5 protein-coding genes and 1 pseudogene are annotated in these 2,707 nt (G+C 33.9%); 2 read left to right on the forward strand and 4 right to left on the reverse strand.

Features of this window, described 5'->3' with window-relative positions; translation table 11 throughout:
- Positions 1 to 110 precede the first annotated feature (110 nt).
- Positions 111 to 389: pseudogene (locus ACTNA4_RS15910) on the forward strand (ATP-binding protein); the annotation flags it as partial.
- Positions 390 to 492: 103 nt separating this feature from the next.
- Complete coding sequence (locus tag ACTNA4_RS15915) at positions 493 to 768, forward strand: hypothetical protein (RefSeq protein WP_441031119.1); 276 nt, start codon at positions 493 to 495, stop codon at positions 766 to 768.
- Between the two features lie 39 nt (positions 769 to 807).
- Here the strand turns inward: ACTNA4_RS15915 and ACTNA4_RS15920 are convergent, their stop codons facing one another.
- The 4 genes from ACTNA4_RS15920 to ACTNA4_RS15935 form a co-directional block, all read right to left on the reverse strand.
- Complete coding sequence (locus ACTNA4_RS15920) at positions 808 to 1,164, reverse strand: type II toxin-antitoxin system RelE family toxin (protein WP_441031121.1); 357 nt, start codon at positions 1,162 to 1,164, stop codon at positions 808 to 810.
- Positions 1,164 to 1,514, reverse strand: coding sequence for a type II toxin-antitoxin system prevent-host-death family antitoxin (locus ACTNA4_RS15925; protein ID WP_441031124.1), 351 nt, complete (start codon positions 1,512 to 1,514; stop codon positions 1,164 to 1,166). Before ACTNA4_RS15925 ends, ACTNA4_RS15920 begins: the two co-directional genes overlap by 1 nt.
- Before the next feature lie 114 nt (positions 1,515 to 1,628).
- On the reverse strand, positions 1,629 to 1,880 hold the full coding sequence (locus ACTNA4_RS15930) for a hypothetical protein (protein ID WP_441031127.1): 252 nt from the start codon (positions 1,878 to 1,880) through the stop codon (positions 1,629 to 1,631).
- A 99-nt stretch (positions 1,881 to 1,979) separates the two neighbouring features.
- Positions 1,980 to 2,501, reverse strand: coding sequence for an HNH endonuclease (locus tag ACTNA4_RS15935; protein WP_441031129.1), 522 nt, complete (start codon positions 2,499 to 2,501; stop codon positions 1,980 to 1,982).
- Positions 2,502 to 2,707: the final 206 nt, after the last annotated feature.

Raw genomic sequence — 2,707 nt, forward strand, 5'->3', positions numbered from 1 at the left:
AAAAAAGCGCGCCGTAATTACAGGCACGTACAAAGAGACATCATTATGGAACTGATATAATAATTCGCTGTTTTTGTGCAGGAGACAGGAACTTTATTTTGCGAGACGACAATCTAAACTATACAAAAAAGCTTGCAGCCCTTGATCTGCTTGTGATAGATGACTTTGGACTGATGGAACTGGACATTGATAAATGCCGCAACCTCTTTGAGGTCATCGACAGCAGAGACTGTCGTCATTCTACAATGGTGATTTCGCAGATTCCTGTATCCAGCTGGTACGAATTATTTCAGGATAATACTTATGCGGATGCCTGCATGGACCGTATCATCCACAACGCATACCGGCTTGAATTTAACGGGAGGAATATGAGAAATCCTTCCAAGTAACCTACAAATTGATCTAAAAGTGGTCAGATAAAGTGAACTCGCGGTCAGCTCATCCGAGCTGGCCGGTCAGTTCGACCGAATTTAGCAATAAGTATGGAAGGAGTTGATAATCATAAATATAGAATTAAAACCAAGAAATAAATTTGAGACATTTTTACATGAGACATACGATAAATTAGAGGATATCGTTTTTGATATCATCCTCAAAGTGCCGGAACGTTTTATTCCATCTTTCTTGATGAAACACATAGAACATTATATTGACAAACGCACTCAGGCACTTCAACAGCAGATTATTAAACAGAGGTGGCAGCAGGTCACTTTAGAACAAGTTGTATCAGATATCCGGAACAAAAAGAAAGCACCGCAGGAAGATTGATATTTCTTCCATTGGTGCTTCAATTTCTTCTATCTCATTTTATAAGTCATCAAAAATATCCTTGAATAAATCATCACCGTATTTCTCATATAGTTTGGCAGCTAAATCATAACAGAAATTATCATCTCTTTCGGAAATTACTACAATATTCATTGTCAGTTCATCTACAACCAATGTATAAACGACTCTAATTCCAATTCCACGATATTTTATTTTGAAAAAACCTGTTAAGTTATTACCGTTCTTATTTCCTAATGGCTTTCCGTATCCATTAGGACTAGGCAATGGTGCTTTCGATACTTTTACAATTCCAGCTAATACTTGTTTTCTAAGTGAACCATCAAGTTTTCGATAGTCTTTCTTTGCTTCATCGGTAATTCGTACTTTCCATGCCATTATTCAAATTCCACGCTTTCTGCAAGTTCTTCCAACTCATTCATAGAAAAGCCTTCCTCTGCAATGAATTCTTCTAATGAAGTTGTCTTGTCATTATCTCTGCTCTCTGCCAATTGTAACAGCTTTATATTTTCCAACTGTTCAAAAAGTTTTTCCAATTTGGATATTTTTTTCTGAATTTCAACATATTCTTTTATTGACATAACAACCGCTGTAGGCTGATTGTTTTTTAAGACAATATATTCATTATTATTTTCTGATACGTCACTAAATATTTTTCCTGCTTTTCCTTGACTAAAATCAGAAATCGGAACAAGCTTTTCTGCAAATTCTACTAATGCCATACTCATAATATCATCTCCTTCTTTAATATTATTATATATTACATTAATATTATATGCAATATTTTAATGAAAATTCCAGTTAAAATTATTTTTCTTCCATTGGTACACTGGAAGATTAGGCTAAATATTTTCTTCTACATTTTTTTCTTTTATATCTCGGATTCCAACCGGAATACGTTGTTCGTATCCAATCTGCTCCATTTTTTCATTTATTAAACCTATAACTAATTGATTAACATTTTTGTATCCTTGATCCACAGCAAAATCTTTAATTACATTTCTATACCCCTTCGGAACTCTAATTTTTATATCTTCTAACTGTTGTAAATATTTATCATTTGTATCTAACTTCTTCTTTGAAACAGCCAACATATTGCCCTCTCTTTCTGTAGATTTTATCTACATTATACTGTATTATTTCTATAAATTCAATCTTTACAATAGGGACAGATTTCTCCGTCCCTACACCACCTATAGCATATGTGTCAATAAGTTTTTCGCTATTTTCCATTTTAAATTGTTTCCACATTTCTTTTCCATTTGGAAGCAAAATGTATCAAATACTCTATCTTGAAAATCATCAGGCAAATAGGAATCTTTCGCGCCGTTACAAACTTTACAAGCTAATTGTAAATTTGATTCACAATCCTCTCCCCCAAGAGCTAAAGGGATGATATGATCCAAGGACGCATCAGAAAACATTATTTTCCTGCCACACAACTGACACCTTCCATCAGCATTATTGTAAATCATCCTTCTTACTTCGGTTGAATACTTTTTTCTTTTCTGCTTCTTCTTTGGTTTATTCCATTCTGTATCTTCCGTATCATATGGATAATAACCATTGCACTTTCTTGGTGCTTTAAATACTTTCTTCATAGCCACATTACAAGAATAAAACGTTCGAGCTTCTTCTATATTAGTAGTCTTTCCAATTTTTCCAGTAGAAGAAACTGTTATGTAATATTCTCCATTAGTCAATACAATAGCCATAATTACGCCCCTATCTTTCTCTTGGAAATAATATTGTAGTTCCGTTGTCTCCCGGTTCTTCCGAGATTCTTTCCGTGATTATCCAAATTTTTCCACGGGAGTTTGACAGTTAAACAATAGGAAAAGTACTTGCAGGCCGCATAAAACCTGTTTTTTTGTGTCAACTTTTTGCTTTTATTGTATTGTATTTTATTGCAATGTATGGT

It is taken from the genome of Bariatricus sp. HCP28S3_A7, assembly GCF_052066375.1.
In the GTDB taxonomy this organism is placed as follows: Bacteria; Bacillota; Clostridia; order Lachnospirales; family Lachnospiraceae; genus Allocoprococcus.